The sequence below is a fragment of the Streptomyces sp. SM1 genome (genome assembly GCF_002910825.1).
GTDB lineage: Bacteria > Actinomycetota > Actinomycetes > Streptomycetales > Streptomycetaceae > Streptomyces > Streptomyces okerensis.
The window spans coordinates 56,119-80,810 of record NZ_NEUB01000768.1 but is presented as its reverse complement, the minus strand read 5'-3'; the positions used below and the strand labels follow the sequence as shown (position 1 = coordinate 80,810).

General features: G+C 65.8%; 19 protein-coding genes. 18 read left to right on the top strand and 1 reads right to left on the bottom strand.

The genetic code is table 11. From position 1 onward, the window contains the following. The first annotated feature begins 256 nt into the window (after positions 1-256). The 9 genes from B9S61_RS23575 (at position 257) to B9S61_RS23535 (ending at position 10,292) form a co-directional block, all read left to right on the top strand. The gene (locus tag B9S61_RS23575) at positions 257-2,137 is read left to right on the top strand and encodes a phage tail tip lysozyme (protein WP_146064933.1); all 1,881 of its coding nucleotides are present in this window, start codon (positions 257-259) and stop codon (positions 2,135-2,137) included. A 197-nt stretch (positions 2,138-2,334) separates the two neighbouring features. Continuing rightward, entirely contained in the window at positions 2,335-3,318 is a 984-nt protein-coding gene (locus tag B9S61_RS23570; RefSeq protein WP_103544054.1) for a hypothetical protein, read from the top strand. Beyond that, complete coding sequence (locus B9S61_RS23565) at positions 3,315-4,016, top strand: hypothetical protein (protein ID WP_103544053.1); 702 nt, start codon at positions 3,315-3,317, stop codon at positions 4,014-4,016. Before B9S61_RS23570 ends, B9S61_RS23565 begins: the two co-directional genes overlap by 4 nt. Positions 4,017-4,129: 113 nt before the next feature. Then, entirely contained in the window at positions 4,130-4,879 is a 750-nt protein-coding gene (locus B9S61_RS23560) for a hypothetical protein (RefSeq protein WP_103544052.1), read from the top strand. After that, complete coding sequence (locus tag B9S61_RS23555; RefSeq protein ID WP_103544051.1) at positions 4,876-5,586, top strand: hypothetical protein; 711 nt, start codon at positions 4,876-4,878, stop codon at positions 5,584-5,586. Before B9S61_RS23560 ends, B9S61_RS23555 begins: the two co-directional genes overlap by 4 nt. A gap of 63 nt (positions 5,587-5,649) precedes the next feature. After that, a complete protein-coding gene (locus B9S61_RS23550) occupies positions 5,650-6,174 on the top strand; it encodes a hypothetical protein (protein ID WP_103544050.1) in 525 nt (174 codons plus the stop codon). Beyond that, entirely contained in the window at positions 6,174-7,223 is a 1,050-nt protein-coding gene (locus B9S61_RS23545) for a hypothetical protein (protein ID WP_051713638.1), read from the top strand. Before B9S61_RS23550 ends, B9S61_RS23545 begins: the two co-directional genes overlap by 1 nt. Positions 7,224-7,317: 94 nt before the next feature. Then, positions 7,318-9,561: a relaxase MobL gene (mobL, locus tag B9S61_RS23540; RefSeq protein WP_103544049.1), complete on the top strand. Its 2,244-nt coding sequence runs from the start codon at positions 7,318-7,320 to the stop codon at positions 9,559-9,561. A 182-nt stretch (positions 9,562-9,743) separates the two neighbouring features. Beyond that, positions 9,744-10,292 carry a hypothetical protein gene (locus tag B9S61_RS23535; RefSeq protein ID WP_103544048.1) on the top strand — a complete coding sequence of 183 codons (549 nt, stop codon included), beginning with the start codon at positions 9,744-9,746 and terminating at the stop codon, positions 10,290-10,292. A 147-nt stretch (positions 10,293-10,439) separates the two neighbouring features. Here B9S61_RS23535 and B9S61_RS41020 read toward each other — a convergent pair whose 3' ends face one another. Next, complete coding sequence (locus B9S61_RS41020; RefSeq protein ID WP_158697430.1) at positions 10,440-10,586, bottom strand: hypothetical protein; 147 nt, start codon at positions 10,584-10,586, stop codon at positions 10,440-10,442. Between B9S61_RS41020 and B9S61_RS23530 the strand changes: the two genes are divergently transcribed. The 9 genes from B9S61_RS23530 (at position 10,585) to B9S61_RS23480 (ending at position 24,620) form a co-directional block, all read left to right on the top strand. Next, positions 10,585-10,923: a hypothetical protein gene (locus B9S61_RS23530; protein ID WP_044472790.1), complete on the top strand. Its 339-nt coding sequence runs from the start codon at positions 10,585-10,587 to the stop codon at positions 10,921-10,923. The genes B9S61_RS41020 and B9S61_RS23530 overlap by 2 nt on opposite strands. A 207-nt stretch (positions 10,924-11,130) precedes the next feature. Beyond that, positions 11,131-11,508, top strand: a complete 378-nt coding sequence (locus B9S61_RS23525) for an SH3 domain-containing protein (RefSeq protein WP_103544047.1) — start codon at positions 11,131-11,133, stop codon at positions 11,506-11,508. Between the two features lie 1,248 nt (positions 11,509-12,756). Continuing rightward, positions 12,757-14,520 carry a reverse transcriptase/maturase family protein gene (locus tag B9S61_RS23515; RefSeq protein WP_181007498.1) on the top strand — a complete coding sequence of 588 codons (1,764 nt, stop codon included), beginning with the start codon at positions 12,757-12,759 and terminating at the stop codon, positions 14,518-14,520. Between the two features lie 390 nt (positions 14,521-14,910). Further along, positions 14,911-15,159 (top strand): DUF5372 family protein, encoded by a 249-nt coding sequence (locus B9S61_RS23505; RefSeq protein WP_146064932.1) that lies wholly within the window; start codon positions 14,911-14,913, stop codon positions 15,157-15,159. A gap of 130 nt (positions 15,160-15,289) precedes the next feature. After that, on the top strand, positions 15,290-17,458 hold the full coding sequence (locus B9S61_RS23500) for a recombinase family protein (RefSeq protein WP_219819949.1): 2,169 nt from the start codon (positions 15,290-15,292) through the stop codon (positions 17,456-17,458). A 66-nt stretch (positions 17,459-17,524) separates the two neighbouring features. Continuing rightward, complete coding sequence (locus tag B9S61_RS23495; RefSeq protein WP_103544045.1) at positions 17,525-18,022, top strand: hypothetical protein; 498 nt, start codon at positions 17,525-17,527, stop codon at positions 18,020-18,022. Positions 18,023-18,029: 7 nt separating this feature from the next. Further along, on the top strand, positions 18,030-19,130 hold the full coding sequence (ltrA, locus tag B9S61_RS23490; protein ID WP_103544044.1) for a group II intron reverse transcriptase/maturase: 1,101 nt from the start codon (positions 18,030-18,032) through the stop codon (positions 19,128-19,130). 286 nt (positions 19,131-19,416) lie between these two features. Beyond that, positions 19,417-22,410, top strand: coding sequence for an AAA family ATPase (locus B9S61_RS23485; protein ID WP_146064931.1), 2,994 nt, complete (start codon positions 19,417-19,419; stop codon positions 22,408-22,410). Positions 22,411-22,553: 143 nt separating this feature from the next. Further along, positions 22,554-24,620 (top strand): hypothetical protein, encoded by a 2,067-nt coding sequence (locus tag B9S61_RS23480; RefSeq protein WP_103544042.1) that lies wholly within the window; start codon positions 22,554-22,556, stop codon positions 24,618-24,620. The last annotated feature ends 72 nt before the right edge of the window (positions 24,621-24,692 follow it).

Sequence of the window (24,692 nt, the reverse complement as noted above, 5' to 3'; positions counted from 1 at the left end):
GCCGAGCACGTCGGTGAGTCAGGGGATGCCCCGGCAAGGTCGCGGGACCAAGAGCCTCGGCCCTGAGGAGGGCATCGAGAAGCCTCCCGAGGGCAAGGCCAGCGTGCCCAAGCAGCTCCCGGCCCCGGGAGCTGCTTCTTCTGGTCCTTCTGGCGCGGCAAACACTGCGCCGAAGATGCCGGACGCGTCAAACACCGCAGAAACCGCAGGCAAGGCAGCCGGTGCCGCGAATGCTGGGTCGAAGATCAAGCAGGGCATGAACGGCGTTGCCGGGAACATGGCCGGAGGCGCGGCCCAGAAGGCGATCGAGGGAGACGGCAGCAGCGCGACCCGCCGTAACGCCGGGCGTTACGCGGGAGCTGCCGTCTCCGGTGCCGTGGCCGGCGCACAGGCTGGCGGGCTTCCGGGAGCTGCCGTTGGCGCAGCGAAGAACGTCGGCGTCGAAGGGGCCCAGGACGCCGTCAAGGGCGTGTCCAAGGTCACCGGTGGCAGCCCGGACGCCAAGCCGGCCGACCAGCGCATGCTGGGTGCCGGCGGCACGGGCTACGAGCACGGTGCACCGAAGGACGACGAGGGCCTGGGCTCGAAGGCAGCCAAGGGCGTCGCCGTCGGCGGTGGCGCGGCTGCTGTTCCGCCGGCCATGGGTGTGGTCATGGCCATGGCCTTCCTGAACTGGCTCAAGTCCATGTTCTTCGCCGCCATGGCGATGGCCGTCAACGCCGGGAAGCTGCTGTGGACGCTCATCGTCAGCATTGTCAAGGCGGTTGGTCATGCGATCGCTGCGCCGTTCATGGCGATCGGCAGCTTTATAGCCAAGGGGGCCGGCGCGGTCCTGGGCGTCACTGTCACGGCGACGATGGCCCCTGTAGCGGCAGCGATGTCGGGTGCGGTCGCGATGACCGCCACCGTGGCCCTGCTGGGCACGGTCTTGACCGGCGTCCTCAACTCGACGGCGCTGACCGAAGGCAGCATCAACACGAACGGGACGGCGTGCGTCGTCAACGCGGGTAGCGTCGGCAACGGTTCCGGGGCCACCGTCCCGGCGGACGTGGAGAAGAACGCCAAGGAGATCTACTCGGTACTCAGCAGCTGGGGGATGCCGAAGGAGAACATCGCGGGCATCCTCGGCAACTGGTCGCAGGAGTCTGGGATCGACCCGACGAGCGTGCAGAACTTCCCCTCGGGGACGTATGCCATGACCGCCGAGAAGGCCAGCGCCGCACAGAACACGGACAACGGCATCGGTCTCGGGCAGTGGACGTTCGGCCGCAACACGTTGCTGCGCCAGTACGCGAAGAGCAAGGGCGTCGACTGGTTCACGATCAAGGCCCAGCTGGCCTTCATGGCCGATGGTGACAACCCCGGCGATGTCACGGTCTTCAAGGACATGCTCAAGACGTCGCAGGGCTCGCCGCGTACGGCGGCGCTGCACTTCCACGAGAACTGGGAGCGCTCCACTGACGGCGCGGCCGGGCTCACCGCACGAGGCGACAACGCCGAGATGTGGTTCGGCAAGATGAGCGGCTGGTCGGTCGACAGCTCGATCGTGGGCGACGTCAAGGACATCGTCGGCGGGATCATCGAGAACATCGTCAACGGCATCAACACGATCCTGGGCAACTGCACCTCCAACGGCGGCAGTTCCGTCTCGCTGAAGGACGGCGGGATGACCCAGGAAGAGGCTCAGGCCCTCGTCGACCTCTTCAACAAGGAGGGTGACAAGTTCCTCGACGACCGCTACGGCGACCAGGGTGGTCCTGGCTCGTGCGGGAGCAATCACGCTGAGAACTGCGTCTCGTTCTCGACCTACTTCGTGAACAAGTACACGACGTTCCAGACCTACCCGGCGGGTGACGGCAAGGAGACGGCGTACACGATCGCGGGGGAGACCGGCAAGCAGTTGTCTTCGACTCCGACGGCGTATTCGGTGGGTTCCGGCCCGGGCTCCGGTCCTGCCGGCCACACCCTCGTGGTGCTCGGCGTCCAGGGCGACAAGGTCATCCTCGGCGAGGCCGGCTACTGCGCCTTCATGGGCCGAATCCGTGTCGACAGCGCGGCGCGGATGGCGGCCGAGGGCTGGAAGTTCGTGGACATGTCGGATTCGATGCTCCCCTCCGGCAAGATCAAGACGGTCTGATGCGCTGCATCTGATCTGGGAGTGAGAAGCCGGTGCCGGGCGATCTGGGCACCGGCTTCTTCATGTCCGGTGCAGGCCCTGCGTGCCGGCTTCACTTTTCGGAGCCCTTATCGAATAGATTCAGGGTCTATTCCGAATGTCTTTCGAGATAGACTTGAGTCGTTTATGAGGGCAACGTGGAGTGAGGAGTGTGTTCCGTGACGACAGCCCATGACGAGTCCGAGAGCTCGGACCCCGATCAGGAGACCGGGTCGATACCCGAGGAGAAGCCCGCGGCACCGAAGACGCGCAAGAAGGTCACCGGAGCCGAGCTCGAGGAGCGCTTCGCGGGCTGGACGATGCGCCAGCGCGAGAAGGTCCAGGTGCGCACCCCTGAGGACAACACACGTTTGATCCGGCGCAGCGTGACCGCGGTGATGGGCGTGGGGATCCTCGCCCTGGTCGTCGCCACGGGCGTGCTCGGCGAGAGCTTCAAGGCGAGCACGGCGGACAACGACGCCCAGATTGTCCAGCTCAAGGGGCAGCTGGACAATGCCCAGTCCACGCCCGTAAAGGCGGACGCCGGCGCGCAGTTGTCCAAGCTCACCGAGGCGGCAGCCGCTGATGCGAAGAAGGTCGCGTCCGGGGAGCAGACTTTCACCACGTTGTACCACCAAGCCGGCATCCAGCCCAGCCCGGACAACGGGTCCCCGAACAAGGCCACGCTGGAGATCATCAAGCACCGCCGAGACATGGCACCGCTGTTCAGCAAGGACTCCTTCCTGGTCAGTGACAAGGAGGCGTACAGCACCTCGTCGCTGACGCCGTTCGATGCGACCACCGAGATCGATCCGCGCCACGCCTGGTACATCCGCTACGACGGCCAGAACGCGGCTGCCCCGAGCACGTACGCATGGAAGGTCGAAACGGTGATGCCCGATCTGAGCGTGAAGGACGGCTCGGGCGCGACGAACCAGGCAAAGGTCGTCTGGCTGTGCCGGGACACGAAGAGCGGTGAGGTGCTCGCCTGGGCGAGCGCGCGCTACGTGCGCAACGGCTCAACGAGGGCCTTCAGCGACCTGGCGCTCGTGGTGACGGCCACCGGTGCTCAGTACGAGAACCCCGCGATCAAGCAGCCGACCGGGTCCGGAGTCCCTGAACTCAGCGGCTCGGGCGCACAGAAGAAGGGTGGGAAGCGATGACGGAGCAGACGGCAGTACCCACGCGGCGGGGGTTCTTCCGGCGCAATCTCTCGGTCCTGGTGACGGCAGCGGTCCTCACGGTCGTCGCGACGGCCGCCGGTGTGACCTGGGGCAGCCAGCACGCGGCCCTGGCTGAGCAGGAAGCCCAGATCAACGACGTCGAGGGACATCTAGCAGGCATCCAGAAGAAGAACGCCGAGCAGGTGAACGCGGACGTTATGACGGCCCTGGGGGTCAGTCAGAACCGGCTGAGCACCGACGGCGGGCGCATCAAGTTGCTGCTCTCGATGGCCTTCACGTGGGACTCGGGACAGAGCTACGAGGCGGCGCGCGAGAGCCTGATGAGCCGGTTCGGCCTCACCGAGAACGAGACGTTCCTGAAGTCGTTCATGCCTTCGTCGAGGTTCAACGAGGACTCCCAGGGGCGGCGTTACTACTACATCGACACGGTCGGCCTGAACTCGGCCCTCGGCGCGGATCCGGACATCGAGGTCGTCGACGTCAAGGCGGGCGTCTACACCTACGCCGTCCTGGCCGACGTCGAGGTCACCTCCGACGCGGTGTCCCAGAACAAAGCGAGCAAAGCCAGTGTCACGGCGCACCGGCGCGCGCTGCTCTTCGTCACGGTCGACGCCCAGGGCAAGGTCTCGAATCTCTCCGGCGTCCCGGCGAGTGGCGAGACCCGCTATTCCGGATAACCAAGACTCCCTTTCGACTCGTCTCATTGATAGAGTTGCCCTGGTATTCGAGTGAAACGGTGAGTTGAGGACTAATGGCATCGACACAGACCGATGAGTCGGGTGGGGGCGCAATGCGCAAGACGCGCTTCGTCGCGACGTCCGCGTCCTCACAGGAGGGCGCGGACACTCCTGCGCAGACGGAGCCCGCGGGCGGCCTGCGCAAGCGCACCCTCGTGGCCGGCGTGAGCATGGGTGTGGGCGCACTGCTGTGCTTCGTACTCTCTGCGGGGTTCTCCGGCGGTGAGAGCGCGGTGAGCGATAGGGCTGCGCCGGAGATCTCCTCTCTGCAGGAGCAGATCAGGATCACCGAGGCGAAAACGGCGGCGCTGCCGAAGGCCGACGACGCCGAGCGTGGTCTGATCGCGGCCCTGACGGCGGCTGGACAGGTCGTGAAGCTGCAGAACGACTACCGCTACCTGACGCCCAGCGTGGCGGCAGATGGCGGCACGCTCGTCACGGCGACGTCTCAGTCGACGCTGCGCAACCTCATCCCCTACTTCGCCCCCTCGGTGCACCAGGCGGACCTGGGGCCGTGGTATCTGCTCGCCGGTGACAAGGACGTGGCGGCCGGCGTCGGGATCCCGATGAGCTTCAGCTCCGGCTTTGAGTGGGTCGCCCAGGTGCCCTACCTGGTCAACGACGACAGCACCATCACGGTGACCTGGCTGGCGATGGAGACCAGGACGGGTGCGGGCGAGAGGCCGGCGGTGCTGGCCTGGGCCCGCGCCGATTACGACCTGGTCCGCAAGGCGTTCGTGAACATCCAGACCGGCACAACGGCCACCGGCGAGGCCTTGAGGCAGGAGGTGAAAGCACCGTGAAGGAGGAGATCAAGGACAAGCTGCGCCAGCACGCCGGGAAGATCCTGCTCGGCGGTACTGGGGCGCTGCTCGCGCTCTCGGTGGTCACGCTCGGAGCCAGCCTGCTCAGCGACGGCCCGGCCTCGTCGGACACTCAGGCCGATGCGGTTGTTCAGAAGCTCGAAGGCAACCTCGGCGACGCCCAGGCCAAGCTCGCAACACAGCACACGGCGCTGCTGGTTCAGCTGCCGGGCATGGACATCGAGCGGGTGAACCGTGACAGGGCGACGGGCCGGTCCCTCCTGCTCAGCCTCACCGACAGCTCGGCGTCGACCCGGACCGTCAAGGAGCAGCAGGTACTGCTCGACGCGCGCTACGGCTTCCTCGACCACAAGTCCCGGGTGCTCACCGAGTTCGTGCCGGAGTGGATGACGGCGACCGGAGCCACGAAGGGCGCTAGGACGACGTACACGCTCGCTGATCTGGACATCGGTGTGAGTCGGGTGCAGGGCCTGAACTACTCCTACACGGGGGTGGCCCGGCTCGATCCGGTCCGCGTCGGGCCGGATCAGAACAGCGCTGCCAAGAGCGAGTTCACGGTCTTCACCTACTCCACCTCTCAGGACGGCACGGTGACGTCGCTGGACGCCTATCGGGCCTCCAGCAAGACCCGCGACGCCCTCGCTGCCGCCAGCGAGGAACAGCCCTCCCTCAAGCCGACCGGGTGAGCAAAGCGCCCACCGCTGCAGCACGCGTCCCAGAAGACCCCGACTAGACGTAAGGACACGAACATGTCGACCCAGACTCTGGAGAAGACCGAGACGACCGCCCCGACGAGCACGGCCGCGACGGCGAAGAAGACCACGGTGAAGCCCGTGAAGGAGCAGAAGGACTCGAAGCTGCGCACTGGATGGCGGCGTCTGGCCCCGAAGAAGGAGACCGGCAGGTTCTCCGTCGTGGTGTGGGCGGGGTTCTTCCGGGCCATCGTTCTTCTCGCCGACTACCTGCTGGCGTTCATCACAGCCCGGGTCATCATCCCGCTGCTGGGCGCATGGCTGCACCAGCGGTCGGGCGCATCCCGGGGTGCGCTCAGTGCGGACGGAACCATCGCCATGTGGCTGATGCCGCTTCTCTTCCTGGTCGCACTGCTCGCCGCGGGCGAGATCGTCGTGATGCGCGGCATGTGGCGCTGGGCAACGCGGATGATCGCGAAGAACCGGGACGCCCGGGGCGAGGCGACCGGCGCCGACGTCACACCGAAGTCCAGGACCAGGATCACCAACCAGAGCAAGACCAACCGCAAGAGGAGCACGTGATGCGCACCGCAGGACTGACGATGAACGACGTATGGGCCCACCGTGTCCTGCGTGAACGAGGAGTGGAGACGTACCGGCTGGAGGGGGTGACCGCCGAGCTCGGCGTCATGGTCGCATCGCTCGACCTCAAGCACCGGGGCAAGGAGGAGAACTACCGCCCGTATCTGCACATGACGGGCGAACTGCGCTCGGTCACTCCGGCCAAGGCCCTGCCGTTCGGCATCTCCCAGGTGACCTACTCCCCCGGCCAGGGCGAGAAGGTAGACGCCTTCTACGAGTTCGACGACCAGCAGCTGGTCGTGCTCGCCAGCAAGGGCTACTTCACGAGCGGCTTCGCCGTGCCCGAGCAGGTCACCGGGATCGAGTGGGAGCTGCCGGCCACGGCGGACATGCTTGTCCTCGCTCCGTCGGGGGCGCAGACCGAAGGCGATGCGCCCGTGGTCTTCACCCAGATCCACGACATCGGAGGCCTGGAGATCGATCTCGAGTCCAGCGGCTACGACCTCGCCGGCTACTTCGCCGACCACTCCAAGGACGGCGTCCCGCGGGCTGAGGCCGTAGTCGATACACGTGGGCTGAAGGCGCGCTCGGACGCGATCAACTCGTTGTTCACCGAGGACGAGCTGGGCCTGGACACCGAGGTCAAGCAGGTCGTCGGATCGCCCGTGCCTGAGGCAGCGCCGGTCGCTGACGGCATGAGCGCGCGTCTGCAGCAGATCGAGGCGGAGATCGCCGCCGAACGGGAGCAGTACCAGACCGAGCGCGCGAGCACCGAGGGCACCACGGAGAACCTCTACCGGGAGCGCGTGGCTGGGGCTCTGCACCCGGCCGAGGAGCAGGAGGAGCCGTTCGCTCCCCCGATTTCGGCCCGTGAGGCGCAGCGCGACCCGAACCTGGATCTCGACCTGGAGCTGGAGGAGCAGGAACAGGAGACCCGACGACGTGAGGTCAAGCCCGTCCCGAGCCTGGACAAGCGCAAGCGCCAGGTGGCCCAGCGTGCGGCCGATCTGGACTTCGGCGAGGACGGCGAGCAGAGCCTGGGGTCCTGAGGACGGATCAGGCATGACGAGCGCGGCCCCGGTTGCTGGCGAACAGCAGCCGGGGCCGTAGTGCATCGGTACCGAGACAGGAAAGGGAGCGACGATGGGCCTGAAGCAGGACATCATCGTGGTCAACGAATTCAGCGTGCCGCTGCCCGGCGGCAGGGGATCGCGCGGTGCGACGCCGGGCGACTACGTCACTCGGTACATGGCCCGCGAGCAGGCGACCGAGTCGCTGGCTCCCATCCAGCGCCTGCGCACCGACGACTTCATCATGCGCTACATGGCGCGGGAGTCTGCCGTTGAGCGCGCCGGTATCTCGCGGGGCGCGGCGAAGCATGAGATGCGCCAGGCCCAGGGCGACGGCGGCGTGGCCTTCGGCTACGGCTCGGTCTCACTCTCCGACGAGCAGCTGCGCGCGGCCGGCAACGACATCCAGCAGCACTTCGAGAACGGCAAGACCGTGCTCAAGACGGTGCTGTCCTTCGACGAGGAGTACCTGAGGAAGCACCGCATCGTCGATCAGGACTTCCACTGCGAGGCACGCGGCGACTACCGCGGCCACATCGACCAGATGAAGCTGCGCATGGCGATCATGCACGGTCTGGAGCGGATGAGCTCGGGCACCAGCGGCTTCGACGACCTGCGCTACGTCGGGGTCATCCAGGTCGACACCGAGCACGTGCACTGCCACCTGGCCATGGTCGACGGCGGCCGGGGCCAGGTGACGAAGAACGGTACGCAGCGCGGCAAGCTCCTGGACCGGCACAAGTCCAGGCTCCGCCGCGGTGTTGACGCCTGGCTCGATGAGAAGCATGCGGTGGCTCATCTCTCCAGCGCCGTCGGCTACGAGCGGCGCAACGTCACCACCTTCATCAAGCGGTGGGCGCACGAGCGGATCCGCGCCGAGTCCCTGCCGCAGTTCCTGCTCGCCTGCCTGCCTGCAGACCGATCGTTGTGGCGCGCCGGCTCGCATGACGCCCGCATGCGCAAGGCGAACCAACTGGTGACCGAGGTCGTGAAGGAGCAACTCGACCGTGCCGGGTCCCCGATGCCGGAGGCCATGGAACGCATCGTCGACTACGCCAACGAGCGCCGCGCGAAGGAGTCTCTGAGCACGGAGGAATGGCAGAAGCTGGTCGAGCAGGGACGTACGCAGATCATGGAGCGCGCCGTCAACGGCATCTACCAGATGCTGCGGGCCATGCCGGAGTGGGAGCTGCGGGTGCGCACGCCGATGCTCGAAGTCATGGGGATGGACTACCAGCAGATGGCGGTGCTCGCTGCGGACCGGCAGGGCGAAGACGAGAATAGGGAGGCCGACTTGGTCTCCTTCGGCTTCCGGCTGCGCAGTTACGCCTCACGCTTGCAGCACCACCGGGAGAAGGCCGGGGTCTACCGCGACCTCGCGCACCAGTGGGAACAGGCCGAGAAGGCCGACGTCGCCGCCGAGGACTCGCGCCCGCTCTACGACTTCTACCGCTTCGAGGAGAACTACCACCGGCGGCTGATGAGCAAGTACCGGCACTTCCTGCCCTTCCCCGGGGACGGCGGCCAGTGGTACGAGCAGGAGCAGGACGTGGCGACCTACGGCCAGCGGCTGCTCTCGCTCATGGCGCTGCGCGCGGATGCCTCCCTGCAGCGGATGAAAGACCCCGAGGAGGCCGAGAACCTGGGCCGGACGATCTACGATCAGCCCGGCGGCAGGCTCCTGACCGAGGGCAAGCGCGGCCGGGCGGTGCTGGACGCGCGTATCCGGACAATGAAGCAGTCCTATGACCAGAAGCTGAATAACCTGCGGGCCGATCTCGCTTCCTCCGGCCTGGTGCTGCGCGTGGGGTCGAGCGCCGAGGATCAGGCGAGTACGGAGACCGACGCGGTCAGCGCGGACTTCAAGATCGTCGCCGGTGCCGCGTATGACTTCGACGAGGTCAAGGCCCTGGACCTGCACCACCTGGGCTACGACTTCGTCACCGACGTCGAGATCGGGCCGCACGCACACCAGACCTTCGTCGAGACGACCAGGGACCGCCGGCGGCTGCTGCTGGCGGCGATGGACTACCTGGACCAGTCCGGCCAGGCCGAGGCAATTCCCGATCTGCCGGTGGACGATGTCGCGGCGATGACACGGGTCTCCCGGGAGCTGGCACCTCAGCAGACGGACGAAAAATCCAGCACCCTCGTGTTGCGCTCCCGGATCGTGGAGCTGCGCGCCGAGCGCGAGCAGGCCGAGCGGATGCGGCGGTCCAAGGCTTCGTCACTGGACGCCGGCCTCGTCGTGCGGGTCCAGGCCCAGGTCGATCAGGCTGTGACCACAGCGGATGCCGGAATGGTATTCGACTCGTAGTCATCCCCTATCCCGACCGACTTCGAACGCGGACAGAAAGACTAGTCTCCAGTCTTGTCGAATGCTCTATGAGAGTATTAGCGTGAAGAGCGTTCGGCGGGACTCAATGCCTTGCCCGGACGATGTGACTGATCACGGCCGACTTGTCAGAGGGCAGTCGGAACAAGCGGAAGGGAGAGATCATGGCACTTCTCAAGGGCAAGGGCGCGATGACCGGAGTCAACCTCATCGCGAAGGTCTACAAGAACGGCGTCACCAAGGACGGCAAGTCCCAGTACGCCGACGTCCAGCTCGACGCTCGAGATCCGCGCGGTCCGGAGCAGACGAACCTACATCTGAAGTCCGATCGGGTTCAGGGTGAGGACGGCAAGGTCCGCTACAACAACGGCGCTCCGTACTCCACCGGTCAGATGGAGGAGATCATCAAGGCCGCGGGTCCGAACACCGAGCCGATCCTGAACAAGGACGGCAACGAGGTCGGCACCATCTACGGCTTCAAGGGCAACGTGATGCCCGCGACGCGCGGCACTGGCCTGGTGGTCAACACCAAGTCCGTCGAGGCCTCCGAGTTCAAGGTCGACGACAAGACGCTGGACAACCAGTTCGCGTCCATGCGCGCCGCCCGCGAGGCACGGGCGGCGGCCAAGGAGTCGCAGGCTCAGGCCCCGGCTCCCGAGGCCAAGCAGGAGCAGGCAGCTGAGGTCGAGGTCGACGAGCCGGCGGTCGGCTGAGACCGAGGTCGAGGTCGAGGTCGAGGTCGAGGTCGAGGTCGAGTTAAGCCCTATTCGAAAAGCCCCTGGATGTCACTTGGTGAACTCGCCGTCGTCGCAAGCGGAATGCTCGCTGTCGGCCTCGCTGCCGTGGGTGCCTCGACGTACTCACGGCGCCGCTCCCGTCAGGGCGATCAGCCAGCTTCGCACGGCTGATCCACAGATCCCCAGCGCGTCCGCCGCGCTGGGCGGGGGCCGCGTCTCCAGCGTCCCCCGCACCTCGACGAACACCTCCAACCGAAGGTTTCTTCTCATGCGATCCGCCATCCGCAACGCCGTCATGACGACGACGGCCACCGCGGTCCTGCTCGGCGGCCTCGCCGCCGTCGCCACGCCCGCGTCCGCCGTCGGCTCGTCCGCCTGCACCCGCAACGACCGCAACCACTCCGTGTGGGGCCCCAACCTGGAGTGGCCGAACATTCGCACCGGCCCCGGCGTGGCATACAAGTCCAAGGGCCACCTCGACTCCGCCGGCGAGTTCTGGGTGGAGTGCTCCGCCGTCAACAAGTACGGCAACCGCTGGTACTACGGGGAGAGTCTCTCCTCCAGCTCGTACGGCACGAAGGGCTGGGTCGCCGCCAGCTGGTTCTAGCACCACCGCGCGACGCCGACGCGACGCGCCCCCAGACCGCTCCCTCCTGGAGCGACCTGGCAGAAACGCCCTGACCTGACCACGGCCAGGCCCGCCTTCCAGGCCCCTGGCGACGCCGGTGACACGACACCCCGCCAGCGCCTGCCCACCAACCTCTCGCCGAGGCACACCCCTACCCAACCACACCCCTTTTATGGAGGTTTGCACATGTCTGCACGTCGCATAGCCGTACTCGCGGCCACCGCGGCCGCCGTCGCCCTGCCGCTGCTGTCCGCCCCGGCGGCCACCGCCGCGCCGCAGTCGGTCGCCACCGCGGTGCCCGCCTCGTCCTGCACCACCAACCCCTACCTTCCGTGGGCGGTGCACGGCACCAGCGCGGTGACCATCCGCTCGAAGGCGACCACCAAGTCGACCGCAGTCGGGGTCCTCTACAAGTCGCACAAGTTCACGGTGCACAAGACCACCAAGGGCGCGACCTGGGTGTACATCACCGACAAGAACACCAAGAAGACGGGCTGGGTCTCCGGCAAGTACGTCTACCGCGACGTGCGCATGTGCCTGGACGTGCGCCGTGAAGCGCCGTGATTTCGAAGGAGGTGCAAGACCTTCTCGATTGCCCTGTCGCAGCAGGGTGATTTGAAGCTGAGGGCAGCCCGACCCGGGAAGTGCCGGGAAGGGTGGGAGCAGCCCTGACAACGACGGGACGAGTTGGAACTACCAGACGACTCGGGCCCGGCTAGCAAGGCGGATAGGTATAACGAAAGTGAACCAGTGGATGACCTCCCGTAAGACATGCCCCGGCTCGAAACCTGGTGGATATGGGCCGGTATGCAGTGCGCGTCGGTTGTTGTCGAGTATGCCGACGACTCCGTATTCGTCTGTCCAGTTCGGATACGGAGGCCACGGTGAATGTCTGCGGCGTAGCCATGGCGATGCTGTCGGGAGAAAGCTGGATGCCGCCCCCGCCGATCGAATCACGGTGAACACGGGAACCGCTCTGAGGTCGCCCAACCATCCACGCTTCCGGCGTGGCTGCGGGCAGGCCCGCTGTCGGCTGATGGCCCCTGAGCGGGACGGAGCCCTCGTAGTAGTCCGAGGACGGGAAAGCCGTCCACATGGCGAAGGAGGGCAGCGAGTTCGCAGCTCGCGGACTGGAAGGGCAGGAGGCCAGGGGTGAACACCGCTGCACCGTCACCGGACCCGGATGCGGTCTGGGGACGGGTACTGAGGATCCAACGCAAGCTGCACCAGTGGGCGACCGACGACCGGTCGCGCCGATTTGATGATCTGTTCAACCTCGCTGCGCCACGAAAGCGCCCTGTTATATCCCCGGCTAAGCCGGGAGGAACTCGGAGGGATGTTCCTGGGTTCGATGGCTAACCTGAATCCGAAAGGTGCAGGGAACAATAGCATGCCAGAAAAGTAACGCTCGTGTTCAGGTGCATGAAACGAGGCGTTGCGGGACCCGTGCGATACGGATAAAGCTTGATTGCCTAGACCTCAATCTCCAGAAGGTGCAAGAACACGCCCGCCGGAAATAGTGCCTGATACCGGCGCCACATCCTGTACCGGCATCACGAGGTGGCTGATACATCCTCCGGGATGTGGAGCGATGCCCAACGAGGGCATTCAAGGAGATGAATGAGGATCCTAAGTCGCGCTATCACGTATGACAGGGACGAACGTGGGATCGCCTAAGGGGCGCGAGCCCTAGGGTGACAGAGGCCCCGTAGTAGTCGTAGGAGTAACGCCCTACCAAGGGGGACGGGAAGGCCGTCCGCAGGGCCAAGGGGGCCAGGTGATCGGATATTCGAAGACTGGGAGGTATGCGTAATGCAGAGTGCCGAAACAGTACTGAGTATCCTCCGTGATCGCGGTAGGCGTGGCCTGCCGTGCAATGAAATGTTCCGACAACTGTTCAATCCGCAGATGTATCTGATGGCCTACGGGCGTCTGTACTCCAACCATGGAGCCATGACGCCCGGGGCTGATGGAGAAACCGCAGACGGCATGTCGCTGGCAAAGATTGAACGCATCATCGACGCCCTGCGTCACGAGCGTTTTCGATTTAAGCCAGCAAAACGGATCTACATCCCGAAGAAGAATGGGAAGCAGAGACCGCTCGGCCTGCCTTCGTGGTCGGATAAGCTCGTCGGTGAAGTGATCCGCCTCTTGCTGGAGGCGTATTATGAGCCACGGTTTTCTGACCGTTCACACGGTTTCCGTCCCGGAAGGGGCTGTCACACTGCACTCAGCGAGGTGGCAGACCTATGGACTGGTACGGCATGGTTTATTGAGGGTGATATCTCAGACTGCTTTGGGAGTCTTGACCACGAGGTCATGCTGTCGACGCTGGCTGAGAAGATCCACGATAACCGGCTCCTCCGGCTGATCGAACAGATGCTGCAAGCCGGATATCTGGAGGACTGGGTATGGAACGAAACGCTCAGTGGAGCCCCACAGGGCGGTGTCGTTTCGCCGATCCTTTCCAATATTTACTTGGACCGGTTGGACAAGTTCATCGAGACAGTTCTCATACCGCAGTACACCCGAGGAGCTAGCAGGGCAAACAACCCTGTCTATGCAAGGGTTCGAATGGCAGCGGTGCGCGCTCGGAAACGCGGCAATATGACCGCAGCACGTGAGTTGCGTAAACAGCTGCGGGGAACGTCCAGCAAGGATCCTCAGGATCCGGGCTACAGGCGACTCCGCTACTGCCGGTACGCCGACGATACCCTCCTCGGTTTCGCTGGACCGAAGGCAGAGGCCGAGGAAATCAAGCAGCGTCTGGCGCAGTTCCTTCGAGACGAACTCAAGTTGGAACTGAATCCGGACAAGACGCTGGTCACGCAAGCCCGTACCCGGGCGGCGTCTTTCCTCGGCTACGAGATCACTGTCCAGCACAGCGCGACCCGTCCGTCTGTTAACGGCAGCGTCGCACTGCGCGTCCCACGGCAAGTGATCAAAGCCAAGTGCACCCCCTACCTAAAGCACGGAAAACCCGAGCGCCGCACCGAGCTGTTTAATCGTGACGACCTCACGATCATCAGCACATACGGAGCGGAGTACAGGGGTTTCATCCAGTACTACCTGCTGGCCGGCGACGTCTGGAGACTGAGCCGGTTTAAATGGGTCGCACAGACCTCGATGCTCAAGACGCTTGCCGCTAAGCATCGTTCGACGGTGTCGGCGATGGCCCGCAAATATAGGGCCAAGTTCTCGACAGAAGATGGACCACGGACATGCTATGAGGCCAGCGTCCAACGAGCAGGCAGGAAACCACTGGTCGGAAGGTTCGGCGAAATCCCGCTGAAGCGGCAGAAGAAGGCGGTTCTACAGGACCGTCCGGTAGTCCGGCCCGTTGCCCGCAAAGAGCTGATTACACGGCTTCGCATGGACAAGTGTGAACTGTGCGAGCAGATAGGCCAGGTGGAAGTTCACCAGGTCCGAAAGCTCGCCGATCTCACCGAGTCCGGACGACTACAGCCCCTGTGGGCACAACACATGGCAAAGAAGCGGAGAAAAACCCTCGTGGTCTGCACCCGCTGTCATGAGGCTATCCACTCGGGGCAACCAACCGCGCAATTCACGGAGTAGTCGCTGGAGAGCTACGTGCACCGAAAGGTGCCCGCGTGGTTCGGACCGGGGGTCGCTGGAGCAGGACCGTGGTGACACGGCACCTCGCCAGCGGCCTACTGGTGTTCTGCGACCCCGCAACGCTATTGGCTGCGTGGGGCCGCGTCAGGGAAAACAAGGGGGCCCGCTCGGCCGGGGTCGACGGCAGGACTGTCACTCAAATTGAGGGCAGTCAGGGCGTCGAATCCTTCCTCGCCGAGTTGAGGGCGTCCCTGAAGTCCGGCGAATTCCGTCCGGCTCCCGTGCGGGAGGTGCTCATCCCCAAGCGCAACGGTACAAAGCGCAGGCTGAGGATTCCGACGGACACGGCATAGTGCCGCAGCGTCCAGGCAGTCTTTGGGTTCTTTGACGGTGACCCACCCGTTTCACGCGCTGGCGGGCCAGCAGTTGGACATCCTGTTCGTCAAGCGGCGTAGTGGTGCACTCGTCTTCGTCTGCGCGTACGGCGCGAGCCGGAGTGTGACGTTGCCGCAGGAGTGGACGGATCGCGGCGCAGATCCGGGTGGGGACCGGCTCGCGGTCGAGGGGCTGAGTGCTCTTCGTGCGCTGGTGGATGCTCTGGTGAGCCGTGGTGCCGGCACGGACGGGGGCGGATCCTGATGCCACGACAGTTGTGTCGCGCACCAGCCCCGGGGCGGGCGGAAACGAGGGGCCGTGCCGTCATCACCGTGCCGCGTCGAGATGGTGATGGTGCTGGCCAACATGGTCGAGTCCGGGTTGGGAGGCGGCCGTGATCGTGAACGGGACCTCGAAGATCACCACGTCCCACCTCTCGAGGACGGCGGCGGTCTACTTGCGGCAGAGCACGCTGGTCCAGGTGAGGGACAACACCGAGTCCACGCTGCGGCAGTACGGGCTGGGCGACGAGGCGGTCCGGCTGGGCTGGGACCGCGAGGACGTGCTGGTCATCGACGCGGATCTGGGGCTGTCGGGGAAGTTCGGGCAGGTCCGCGAGGGCTTCCGCGACCTGGTCGCGAAGGTCTGCCTGGGCGAGGTCGGGGCGATCTTCGGCCTGGAGGTCTCCAGGCTCGCGCGGTCCTCCGCCGACTTCGCCCGGCTGCTGGAGCTCGCACGGCTGACGGACGTCCTGCTGATCGACGACGACGGGGTCTACGACCTGACCAACTTCAACGACAGGCTCCTGCTCGGCTTGAAAGGGTCAATGAGCGAGGCCGAGCTGCACATCCTGTCGAGCCGGCTGCAGGGCGCGAAGCGGGCCGCCGCCGAGCGCGGCGATCTGCGGTCCCCGCTGCCGGTGGGCTACGTCTACGACGACGAGGGCTACTGCGTGATCGACCCGGATGCGGAGGTGCAGGCCGCGATCCGCGATGTCTTCGCCGCGTTCGCGGCCGGCGGCTCCGCCTACCAGGTCGTCGCGGCGTTCGCCGGCCGCCGCTTCCCGCTTCGCGCCTACGGAGGGGCCTGGGCAGGCCAGTTGCGGTGGGGCAAGCTCACCCACGCCAGGGCACTGGGGGTTTTGAGCAACCCCTGTTACGCGGGCACGTATGTCTACGGCCGTAACATCACCCGTCGCCGGGTTCAGCCGGACGGCAGCGTGCGCACGAGCCTGACGCGGGTGCCCCGGGAGAAGTGGCCGGTGGTCCTGCACGATCACCACGAGGGGTACTGGACCTGGGCGGAGTTCGTGGCGGCCGAGGCGAAGCTGAAGGCCAACTGCACCCACGATGGTGCCAGGCCGGCGCGTGAGGGGCTGGCTCTGTGTCAGGGGATCATGTTCTGCGGTTCGTGCGGGCGTCCGATGACCACCCGATACCACTCGGGCGGCCAGGCCGCCTACGGGTGCTCGATTTCACGGGCTGACCATGAGGCCACGGCGACCTGCCGCTCGATCCGCGCCGACATCGTGGACGACGCCGTGGTCGCCAAGCTGCTGGATACCCTCGGCCCCGGGCAGATCGAGCTGGCCCTGGCCGCGGCCGACGAGGTCGCCGACCGGCATACCCGCTCGCACCGCGCCGCCGAGCTGGCGGTGGAGCGAGCCCAGTACGACGCGGACCGCGCCGAGCGGACGTTCACGGCCGTCGATCCGGACAATCGCATGGTCGCCCGCACCCTGGAGGCCCGCTGGGAGGCCAGACTCGCCGCACTCGATCAGGCCCAGAGCGCCCTGAACACCGCCCGTGAGGCCAAGCCGGCCCTGCCGGACCGCTCCGCGCTGCAAGCCCTGGCCGCTGACCTGCCCGGATTGTGGCACGCGGCCGAGACCCGGGACCGTGACCGCAAACGCCTGCTGCGGACGCTGATCTCGGATGTGACTCTGCTGCCCGAGCCCGACCGGGCCCACGCCCGGGTCGGGGTGCGCTGGCACACCGGCGCCACCGACGAACTCGCCCTGACCCGGCCGCTGACCTCACCCGAGGTCCGGCGGACCCCGGCGGCGGCGCGGGAGCTGATCGCCGCCCTGCGTCCGGACCACAGCGACGAACAGGTCGTCGCCGCGCTCGCCGACGCCCAGCTGACCACCGGGACCGGGCGCCCTTACGACGTGGCGGCTGTCAAATGGGTGGGCTACACCTACAAGATCCCGGCGCAGGTCCCGTTCCGGGACGGGGAGATCGACGTCAATCAGGCAGCCCAGATCCTGGGCATCACCGCGGACGCCGTCTACTACTGGCTCACCCACGGGCGCCTGGATGGCCGCAAGGACGTCGGCGGCCGCTGGTGCATCCCCTGGAACGACCAGGTCGAAGCCGACTGCCGCCGCCAGATCAGCGCCTCCGGCCACCTCACCCCCCGGCCCGCCACGCCGCCACGGACGATGCCCGGCGAGGTCAGCGTCCAGCAGGGCGCCGCCCGCCTGGGCGTGGTCGAGCACGCCCTCTACTACTGGATCCGCTGCGGCCGGCTGACCGCCCGCAAGGACGTCGGGGGCCGCTGATGTATTCCCTGGAACGAGCAGGTCGAAGCCGCCTGCCGGGACTGGATCAGCCACCCCGAGCAGTTCATGCCCACCGGGCGCCGCCCCCTGCCCGCCGAGGCCGCCCACGCCGGCGAGATCAGCATTCCCGAAGCAGCAGCCCGCCTCGGAGTCCTCGACGCGGCCGTGCGCTACCAAATACGTATCGGACGCCTGCCCGCCCACCGCACGCCCGCCGGACGCATCGCCATCCCCTGGAACGACCAGGTCGAGGCCGCACTCCGGGCGGACCTGGACCGGTCCAAACACCCAGGTCCCACGGGCCCCGGCAGCCACCCACTGCCCGACACCGCCACCGCGCGCGGCGAACTGAGCATCCAACAGGTCGCTACACGGCTCGGCATCCGCGCCGGCGCGGTCTACTACTGGATCGCCCGCGGCCGCCTGGACGCCCACCGCACCGCCGGCGGCCGCCTCAGCATCCCCTGGACCAGCGACAACGAAGCCATCTGCCTCCAACTCGCCGCCCAGACCATGAAATCCGACCACAAATCCCGAACACTCACAGCAGGAGGGGCAGTATGAAGCCACCATGCCTACTTTCACGGACCGGGTGGTGCAGGCGGCTCTTAAGATCGTACTGGAGCCGATCTTCGAAGCGGACTTCGAGCCGTACTCGTATGGCTTTCGTCCCAACCGAAGAGCGCATGACGCGATCGCCGAAATTCACTACTACACGTCCCGGGGTTATGACTGGGTCTTGGAGGGTGATATCAAGGCGTGCTTCGATGAAATCGACCACACGGCCCTTATGGGCCTTGTGCGCGAACGAATCGGGGACAGGCGGGTGTTGCGCCTGGTCAAGGCGTTCCTCAAGTCAGGCATCCTTTCGACGGACCTGGTCAACAGGGACACCTTCGCCGGTACACCCCAAGGGGGGATTCTGTCGCCGCTCCTGGCCAACGTCGCTCTGTCGGTACTGGACGAGCACTTCGCCCGGCTCTGGCAGAAGACTGGCCGCACAGGATCGGAACGGATGCGGCACCGACGACACGGCGGGGCGACCTGCCGACTGGTCCGCTACGCGGACGACTTCGTGCTCTTGATCCACGGCTCCCGGCTCCACGCCGAAGAGCTGAAGAGCGAGGTCTCAGAGGTGCTGAAGCAGGTCGGCCTGCGCCTGTCGCAGGAGAAGACGACCATCGCCCATATCGATGAGGGGTTCGACTTCTTGGGGTTCCGCATCCAGCGGCGCAATAGCAAGAAGTCGCACAAGCAATACGTCTACACCTACCCCAGTAAGCCGTCCATGCAGACGGTCTGCCGGAAGGTGAAGGCGATTTGCAGGCAGAGCATCAGTCAACCGCTCGATGAACTGCTCAAGCAGCTGAACTGGCTGCTGCGCGGATGGGCGAACTACTTCCGGCACTCGTCAGCCAAGACGAGCCTGAACTACCTGGGCTACTACACGTGGCACAGGGTCTGGGGATGGCTGCGTCGAAAGCACCGACGCGTGCCTTGGAAGAAGCTCAAACGCCGCTACCAGGGCAACCAGGTTGGTGCCTGGCTGCCGGAGCAGGACGGGGTCCGGCTGTTCAACCCGGCCACGGTAACGATCACTCGCTACCGCTTCCGGGGAGCCCGAATCCCGTCGCCATGGAGCACCAGCGCGCAGCCAGCCGTCGCCGGATAGCCCCTGGGACTCGTGGAGAGCCGGATGCCTGGCCAACAGGCACGTCCGGTTCGGAGGGCGGTCCGGGGAAACGGGCTGGTCGAAATACCAGTGCCGCGCCCCGGGCCGCCCGGCCCTGGGGCACCTCCACCTGGCCTGCCCCCTCGGCGCCGCGCTTCCACTCCAGCCCTCACCCCAGTCCGGCAGGGTTCCGCGAGTCCGAATACGGCGGGTGAGCGACCCGCGACCAGTGCATGGAACGAAAGGCCCCGGAGTTCACTCCGGGGCCTTTCGCATTCTCCATTCAATGCCCTATCGAATGCTACCCGTGATAGGGTTTCGACTGATTTTCCAGTTAAATCTTCAGTCCAGTCGAGAGGTCTTGCGCGGCATGTTCCACGAGGCACAGCTCAACGAGCGCTACCCACTCCTGTCCAAGCTCTCGGAGCCACTGAAGAAGGCCGAGCGCGACATCGTCGGCCGTGAGCACGAGACGATGCAGCTGCTGGCCTCGATGAGCCGCCCTGAGCTGTGCAATGCGCTTCTATTGGCCGAGGCCGGAACGGGAAAGACCGCATTGGTCCAGGCCACGATGCTCGTGGATCCGGGCCGCCTCTACCTGGAGGTGGACCCGGCGCGCATGATCTCCGAGGCGGGCAACGCCGAGAACATGGCCTCGAAGCTCAAGGGCTTCTTCGACGAGGCCGAGGACTTCGTCAAGGACGAGAAGCACGAAGTGGTGCTCTTCATCGACGAGTTCCACCAGATCATCCAGCTCTCCGACGCCGCTGTCGAGGCCATCAAGCCGGTCCTCGCGGCTTCGGGAACCCGAGGCATCAGGATCATCGCGGCGACGACCTACGAGGAGTTCCACAAGCACATCTCGCCGAACCAGCCGCTCGTCGAGCGCCTGCAGCGCATCAACCTCAACCCGCCGGACCAGGCGACGACCATCAAGATCCTGCAGGGCATGGCCGAACGGTACGGGGTGGCCGACGAGTTCTACGACGACCACGTCTTCCAGCAGATCTACGAGTACACCCAGCGCTACATGCCGGCCAGCGCCCAGCCGCGCAAGTCGATCCTCGTGCTCGACTCCATGGTCGGCTGGCATCGCCTGACGCACCGACCGATGGACCGGGACCTGCTCTCGGACGTGCTCATGGAGTCCCTGAACGTGAACGTCGCATTCCGGGTCGACGGCGCGAAGATCAAGAAGCAGCTGGACGCCAAGGTGTTCAGCCAGGACTGGGCGACCGGCGCGGTGGCGCGTCGTCTGCAGTTGTCGGTGGCGGACCTCAACGACAAGGGGAAGCCGATGGCGAGCCTGCTGTTCACGGGATCGACGGGAACGGGGAAATTCTGCGTCGACTCGACGCAGGTTCCTGTCTACTCGAGCGACGGCGAGACCACCTGGAAGCTGCACGGCGACCTGGTCCCGGGCGACAGAGTGTTCGGTCGCCAAGGTCACCCGGTCGAGGTGCTCGGACACTTCCCGCAGGGCATGCAGGACGTCTACCGGGTCACGCTCTGGGACGGCCGGACTCTCGACGTTGGAGGACCGCACTTGTGGACGGTCTACACAGCCAAGCAGCGGTCGAAGAAGCATGCGGGCAAGGACGTCGCGCCGATGGTCCTGAGCACGCAGGAAATGGTCGAGCGTGGCGTCGTGCGGACCTACCCCGGCGACTCTCGGGAAGATCTGAAGTTCTTCATCCCGGCGAACGGACCGGTGCACTGGCCGGAGCAGGACTTCGACGTCGACCCGTACGTCTTGGGCGTCCTCATCGGTAACGGGTGCCTCACTGAGAGGCAGCTGACGCTCTCGTCTGACGGGGACGACGCCGACCACACCGTGTGGATGGTGGGCGAATGGCTGGGGTCGGCACCGAAGTCGTACGGACGCAACTACAGCTGGGTTTTCCCTGTCGGTGTTGGCCCGGTGGAGGACCGCCGCGATTCGCTGTACCAGACGAAGGACGTGCTTGCCTCGGTTCCCGATCTGATCGGTGCGCGCTCGGCGGAGCGCCGTATCCCGGAGAGGTACAAACACGGATCGGTACAGCAGCGGTGGGCGCTGGTGCGGGGCCTTTTCGACACCGACGGATCGATCGGTGCCTCGAACGACCGCTTCAACGTCTCGTACTCGACGTTCTCCAAGGGGCTCACGGAGGACCTTAGGGAGGTGCTGTTCTCGCTCGGCGTCTCGAACACGATCAAATCGTGGACACGCACGAAGGAGGACGGGCGCGAACTGGTCGAGTACGGCGTGCACGTGAAGGTCGGCAACGAGGATAAGGCCCGGTTCTTCTCCCTGCCCCGCAAGCAGGAGATCGCACGGCGCGCGGCCATCGAGACCTCGGGTCGTAAGCGCGTGAAGAAGTTCGACATGGTCGGCATCGCGTCGATCGAGAAGCTGCCGGAGCAGCAGAGCTCGTCGTGCATCTACGTCAACGACGAGGAGCACCTCTACCAGGCTGGTCAGTTCGTGGTCACGCACAACACGGAGCTCACGAAGCAGCTGGCACGACTGCTGTTCGGTGACGACCAGCGGCACCTGATCCGGTTCGACATGACGGAGTACGCCGAGGACTCGTCGTTCGCGGCGTTCCGCTCTGAGCTCACCAAGCGCGTGTGGGCCCTCTCCCACGCTGTGCTGCTTTTCGACGAGGTCGAGAAGGCCTCGGCGATGGTGACACGCGTGCTGCTGCAGGTGCTCGACGACGGCCGGCTCAACGACGCCAACAACCGCGAGGTGAGCTTCCTCAACACCTACATCGTGCTGACGACGAACGCCGGCTCGGAGATCTACAAGGACATCGCGCAGTACGCGGCGGACGACACCGGGTCGGGCAAGCAGCTGCTGGAGTACGAGAAGCTCATCCGCCGCTCGATCTCCTCGACGACGGGCGACAACCGATTTCCGCCCGAGCTGCTGGGCCGTATCGACGCGATCGTGCCTTTCCAGCCGCTGTCGCTGCTGACGCAGCAAAAGATCGTGCGGAAGAAGCTGCGCCAGATGGTGCAGGAGGTGTTCGTCAAGCACAACGTGCGCATCGACGTCGATGCGAGGGTCCTGCAGTACCTCATCGAGGACAAGGGCGATACCGCCTCTGATGCCGGCGGTGCGCGTGCGGCTGTGGCGAAGCTGACCGACGAGGTCACCACCGCGGTGGCGACCTTCCTCAACGAGCACCCCTCGGAACGGCGTATCCGCATCGACGTCGTCGGCGACCTGGTCAGCGACGACAAGAACCTGCTGAGTTCCGACGCCTACGTCGAGGTCAGCGCGGTGCGATGAACCGGTCCGAGGACGGCGGGAGCGAGTCGACTCATGAGTCGATAGCCCATCCATGCCCCATGATTGCCTATCGCGATAGAGAGGCGATAAGATACTCATAAACCAGGTGAACTGTGTTTTATTAGCGGAGGGATCGTGCATCAATGGGCATTCTGGGTACGGCAACGGGAAGCCGCAGGAAGGAGCGGAAGAAGAAGCCCGACGAGCTTCTGGCCTCCGTGGTGAGAGAAACGGCAATCCCGGCGGCGGTAGAGCTGCTGCGGTCGAACACGCAGTTCGTCTTTCCCAGCAGTACGGCCTGGGTGATGCTCGTGCTCGCAGCCGACTCGATCGGTGGCTTGAGCAAGCGGCACGGCCGGGACGAGGCGAAGGGCTCGATCATCGAGCTCATCAGCTCCGACCAGATCCGCACGGTGGCCACGGCGGAGATGCTCGAAGAGGAGGTCTTCGGCATCATCCCCACCGACGAGACTCTCGCGCGCATGGAGGAGTACTCGCTGCTCACCGGTGCCACCTACGCCTGGGCCGTCGTGTGGCAGAAGCCCAGCGGCGATCTGCTCGTCGATCTCGTGAACGATGCGACCTTCGCGCAGGCACGCTTTGTCGCTGCAGGTACCACGAGCCTCGAAGAAGCCGTGGGCAAGAAGGCATGGGAGGAGCACAGCGGCCTGGTCGCCGAGGCTGGAGCCACTGCCCCCGCGGTCCTCGGGGAGGACGAGGGGGATGCGATCTTCGACGGAATCCCCGGTGACGAGGGGGCTGCCGAGGGCCTGGACGACGAGCCGCTCTTCAGCGACGTCGTCGACGCGGATGAAGGGGCGGACGCATCCATGCTCGGCGAGGACGCCGCAGGTATCGACGACGCGGGCGCCGTCTCGGTCGAGTCGGAGCCGGACTACGACGGCGACGAGGTGGCCGGCTACGAGGGTTTCGACGAGACCGACGCCGGCTACGGCGTCGAGGGCGACTACCAGGAGGCCGGCGACACTGTGCTGCTGGCCGATCAGGCCCAGGTGCGCGACGTCATCGCCCGTCGGTTCCTCTCCGAGGAGCTGGACCTGGACGTCCGGCTCGATGAGTTCAACGCAACCTTCGCCATCGGCGCGCCGGTCGTGCAGATCGCTGTGCCCGAGGGCGCGACGGAGTGGCTCGGGGACCAGGTCGCCCAGCTCAACCGGCAGGCCAACGCAGACCTGATGCAGCTCCGTTCCGCGCATGAGGATGAGCTGCGTGCGCTCTACGTCAACCTCATGTCGGCGCACACCGAGCAGGTCATCCGCGATGTGGCCACCGACCGCGCGGGCTCCCGGTACAAGCTGCTGAAGGACGCCGCCGAGGCCGAGCACCAGCAGCGGCAGACGGAGAAGGATGAGAAGATCCGGGCCCGCCGGGCGGAGATCGCCAAGGACTACGAGTCTCAGGCCTCCAAGGTGGCCCAGCAGGCGGCGCTCTCGGCGGAACTGCAGTACAAGGAGCGCAACCGCTCGAAGATGGAGCGCGAGCAGACCGACTCCATCGCCGGGATCGAGCGGGACATCGAGGACACCCACGCGCACAACCAGCAGGAGATCCTGCGGGTCCGGCGTTCGGACGCGACGCTGAAGATGCAGACCGGGCAGACGCGGATCTTCGAGGTGCTGGCCGAGCAGCAGTCAAAATACCTGGCGGCCGAGGAAGAGCGCCTGAACCAGTGGAAGTCCGAGATCCAGCGGATCGTCGACGACAACCGCAAGGCCGACATCGCCCAGTCCGAGGCGCTGGCCGAGCACCTGCGGACCACGGACGAGATCGGCGCCCTGCGCCGGGAGCAGCAGGACCTCCTGGAGTCGGTGCGCTCTGAGCACGCCGACCGGATCCGCCGGATGGAGGACGAGCTCGAACGCAACCGCAAGGACGCCATCACGCAGATGACGGCTCGGGACGCCGAGTGGCAGCACAACCTCGACCTGGAGAAGGAGAAGACCAACTCCCAGGTGGCACGGGTCACCGACCTGCTCCAGCAGCTGTCGACGGTCGAGGATTCAGTGGCCAGGCGGTATGAGGTGCGCCTGGCGGAGATGCAGGCCGACAAGGAGTCCTACGCCAACGAGCTGGCGCGGGCCTCCGAGATGCAAAGCCGCTCGAACAAGATCCTCGTCGTCATGATCGTCACGCTCTCGCTCCTGATGGGCGCGGCCGGCTTCATCGTCGGGGTGGTCTTGACCCGTTGAGCGGACCGGTCATGACCGACGGGGTGATCTGACGGCGCATGGGCCCATTCCCCATGCGCCGTCGTCGTCTGC